4 protein-coding genes are annotated in these 4,038 nt (G+C 68.2%); all 4 read right to left on the reverse strand.

The features are described 5' to 3' along the window. Window positions 1-682 (reverse strand): formylmethanofuran dehydrogenase subunit C (locus FKP22_RS23115; RefSeq protein WP_141290024.1); only part of this gene is annotated, 682 nt, incomplete at its 3' end. After that, the gene (gene fhcD, locus FKP22_RS23120) at window positions 679-1,608 is read right to left on the reverse strand and encodes a formylmethanofuran--tetrahydromethanopterin N-formyltransferase (protein WP_141290025.1); all 930 of its coding nucleotides are present in this window, start codon (window positions 1,606-1,608) and stop codon (window positions 679-681) included. The genes fhcD and FKP22_RS23115, both read right to left, overlap by 4 nt. Further along, window positions 1,605-3,290 (reverse strand): formylmethanofuran dehydrogenase subunit A, encoded by a 1,686-nt coding sequence (locus FKP22_RS23125; RefSeq protein ID WP_141290026.1) that lies wholly within the window; start codon window positions 3,288-3,290, stop codon window positions 1,605-1,607. The genes fhcD and FKP22_RS23125 overlap by 4 nt, the downstream gene beginning before the upstream one ends. Continuing rightward, window positions 3,287-4,038, reverse strand: a 752-nt coding sequence (locus FKP22_RS32535; RefSeq protein ID WP_510606724.1) for a molybdopterin-binding domain-containing protein, incomplete at its 5' end; no start/stop codon positions are given. The genes FKP22_RS23125 and FKP22_RS32535, both read right to left, overlap by 4 nt.

Consider the following 4,038-nt stretch of genomic DNA (forward strand, 5'->3'; position numbering starts at 1 on the left):
CGTCGACCAGTGCCGGCACGAAGGTCGGTGGCAGGACAGGCGCCGGACCCACGAACACGACGCTGCCGCGGCGCATGCCGTAGCCCACGTGCGCGCCGGCTTGCCCACCGATGGCGATGGTGCCCGCGACCAGCCGCGATGCGAGGAAGTCGCCAACATTGCCAAACACCAGCACCGTGCCGCGCCGCATGCGGTCGGCGAATCGATCACCGGCGTTGCCGCGCACGATCAGCGTGCCGCCGCGCATGCCGTCCATGCTGCCAGGCAAGGTGCTGGCGGCGTGGTCGCCGACATTGCCGGCGATCGTCAGCGTGCCGCCCGCCATTTCGCACGCGGCCAGCAAGCCGGCGTTGCCCTGCACCTGGACATCGCCACCGGTCATGCAGGCGCCAACGTAGTCTCCCGCCGGGCCCGCGACCACGATCCGCCCACCGGCGAGCTGCCAGCCAATGCGGTCGAAGCGCGACAGGTCACCCTCGAACACCAGTTCGCCGCCCGCCTCGGGCGAGTCGTCGCAGGCGACCGAGAAGAACTCGGCGAGCGGCAAGGTCTGCATGCCGTGCGTCACGGGCAGCCGCTCGATCTGCACCAGCGTGAGCCCTGCGAGGGCTGCCGGTGTCACGCCGCGCAGATCGACCCGCAACGCGGGTGGCTGCTTCAGGACGAAACGCACGCGGCTCATTGCTTGCCCCCGGCGGCATCGAGCAGCTTGTGCAGATGGAAGTGGTAAGGCCCCAGCTTGCCGCCATAGTTGCCGGCCGAAACCCGCAGCATCCCGCCGGCCGCGCCGATCTCGACGCAGGCGTCCATGCCCACGCGCATCGCCGCGCCGACATCGGCCTCGGTGAGGCCATCAATCACGATTTCGAGCACGCAACGCACCTCGGGCGTGAGTTCGCTCTTGGCCACGAGGCCGTAGAGGCCGGGGCAGAAGGCGTCATTGGTTGAGGCGCTGAGCGCCGCGTACTTGCTGCCGACCTTCGAGCCCGAACGCACCACGCCACCGGGGAACGGCATCACCACATTCGGCAGGCGCTTCATCGCAGCCACCGCGGACTCGGCGGCATGCAGCGCAGCCTCGGTGTCCGTCGCGAGCATCAACAGGTTGCCGCCACCGACCGATTTGGTCACCGCCGTCGTTTCCTGCGCGACGAACTCGCCGTCCATCACCGGCACGCGCCAGTAGCGCACGCCGTTGATCAGCTTCGAGATTTGCCAGCCGTCGCCGAAGAAGCGCAGGTTCTTGCCGAGCGCGATGGCCTCGCCTTCGCTGATGCCGGCGAACACGGCGGTGGTCGGGCAGGTCAGCACGCATTGGCCCACCCGGCGCTCGACCTGCTTCGCGAGTTCCTTGCCGGACATCGAGAAGATCAGCAGCGAACAGCCAGGGCGGCCGTCGGGCGTTTCTTCCGGGCCGAGTTCGCGTTCGATGCCGGCCTCGCAGCCGCAGGCGATCACCGAGGTCGCGAAGCCGGTCGCACTGGCGGCCGCGTGCCGGGCCCAGGTCATGTTGTGGGCCGTGACGATCAGACGCGTGGCCTTCATCGGGAAGGCTTCGGCAAAGGTGTCGTCGATGACGACGCCGTTGATCACACGTGAATCGGTCACGGGCTGACCTCGAAGCACGCGGCCGGCAGCAGGCGCCCACCGTTGCAGCAGCTGCACAGCTCATCGTGGCCGATCGCGAGCTGATCGAAATTGACGCCGCCATGCGTGGCGAGGTGCTTGCGCAGCAGGGTCTCGATGCTGCGGTCGTATTCGGGCGCGACGAAATGCGTGCCGCCAACCGGCGCGGCGGTGATGCGCCCTGCCTGCGCGACCAGCGCGCCGTCCTTGAAGACGTAGGCCGGTGTCGCGAACATCGCCTCGCGATCCGCGCCCTCCCGGTACACCGCGATGTCGGCTGCCGCCCCTGCTCCGAGGTGGCCGCGGTCGGTCAGGCCGAGCAGCCGGGCCGGCGCGGCGCGCGTCATGATCGCGATCTCGTAAAGCGAAAGCTCGCGGGTGATCGATTTCAGCGCCGCGTTCGCCGCCACATCGGGATGCAGCTTCGCCAGTTGCTCGGCGCGGAAGCTGCGGTCCATCAGCAGGCGGATCAGGTGCGGGTAGCTGGTGAAGGGGCCGCCGTTCGGGTGGTCGGTGGTGAGCACCACACGCCATGGGTCATTCACGAGCAGGAAGATCTCCAGGCCGATCACCCATTGCAGCGCATTGACGAAGTTCTGGTCGCGATAGCGGAACGGCACCACCCCGCAGCCGGCCTCGCACTCGATGTCGGCACCGATCCACTTGCGCGGATTCGCAAGGCTCGATTGCGCGTGCTGGCGCATCGTGTCGCCCGAGGCGGTGACGGTCTGGCCGAACATGATCTGGCCAACGTCGATGCTCACATTGGGGTGCGCGTTGACGGCCTCGGCCAGTTGGATGGCAGCCGAGGAGAACTTCTTCGGCCCTTCGGTGCCGTAGGCGTGGAACTGGATGTGCGTGAGGTGGGCAGGCAGGCCTTCGAGCGCCGCGATGGTCTCCAGCGTGGACTCGATGTTGCCGGCCACGCCGAGGTTGCTGCCGTGGATGTGCAAGGGGTGCGGCACGCCGAGCTCGCGCAGCGCTTTCGCCAGGGTGTGCACCACCTGCCGTGGCGTGACGCGCCAGTGCACATGGTCTTCGTCCACATTGAGCTTGCGCTGGTTGAACTTGAAGGCCGAGATGCCACCCGGGTTGACGACCTTGATGCCCATCGCCTTGGTGGCGTTGATGGTCCAGCCCGCGTAGTCGCGGATGCGCTCGAAATCTGCGCCGCGACTGAGCATCTCGAGGAACAGCTCGTCGTTGCCGAGCATCACGTAGGCGCCATGGTCGAGGATGGGCGTGTCGCCCATCTCCATGTGCGTGTGGCGCGCGTTGCAGGCCATCATGGCCGGCTCGAACGCCGCCGTGTAGCCCATCTCCACATAGCGGTAGCCGGTCGCGAGCGTGCCCGGCGTGCAGCCGCCGCAGGAGGCGAGTTCGAGCGGGTTGTCGGGCAGCGCGATCGGGTTCGGACCGCTGCGTTGGAACTCCGGCAGCAGCATGCGCGCGAGGTTGACCTTGCCACCGCCGATGTGGGTGTGCATGTCGATCCCGCCGGCCATCAAGATGCAATCGCTGACGTCGATCTCTTCGGTCGCCACCTCACCGGGCGCAAGTGCCACGATGCGGCCGTCGCGCACGAACAGGTCGCGCGTTTCGCCGTCGACACCGTTGGTGGGGTCGACGATGCGGCCTCCGCGCAGGCGCAATGTCTTCGTCATGTGTCGGCCCCAAGCGGCTGTTGCAGCGCCTGCGTGATGCGCTTGAGCACATCGGCCACGGCAGGCAGCGGATCGGCCTTGAGCGCACGCAAGGGCATGAGGACTGAGCCGTCCATGCGGAACAGGTGCCCGGCAGATCCAATGCCGGGCGTCGCCACCGGGATGAACACCGTCGTGCTGCCCCGCACTGCATCGGCAAATGCCGGGTGGCCGAGCACGATGCGCGGCAGGTCGGTCTGCGGTGGCCCTGGCTCGCTGCCGAAACTGGCGATCCAGAGCAGCGCGTCGACTGCGCCATCCGCGAGCAGGCGCTGTGCATCGAAGCGCAGTGGCTCGTGTTCCAGGCCGGCCGGCGAAGCACGGGAGCGCAGCGGCAGGCCGCCGAGCCAGGTGAACACCGCGTTGACAGTCGAGGCGCCGTCGCCACCGCCCAGCGGCAAGGCGGCGGCGCGGGTCTTCAAGTTCAGCGTCGAGACGATCCGGTTGATCGCTTCGATGATCAAGGCGGCCTGGGATGGCATCTGCCCGGCCTCGTACACGAGCACAGCGTACTTCGCCAGGTGCAATTCGCCAGCGAGCTTGCCGAGCGCCCCGGCCGCCGCATGGGACGCAACGGAGCGGCCGGCAACGCTGGCCGCGAGCATCGCCACCGTGTCGAACAGGTCGGCCTCGAATTGGACGATCTCAAGTCCCGCGATGGCAGGCGCGGCGGCCTGGCCCGCGGCCGGCTGCAGCAACACCAGCCGCG

The sequence above is a fragment of the Ideonella azotifigens genome (genome assembly GCF_006519715.1).
Taxonomy (GTDB): domain Bacteria; phylum Pseudomonadota; class Gammaproteobacteria; order Burkholderiales; family Burkholderiaceae_C; genus Ideonella; species Ideonella azotifigens.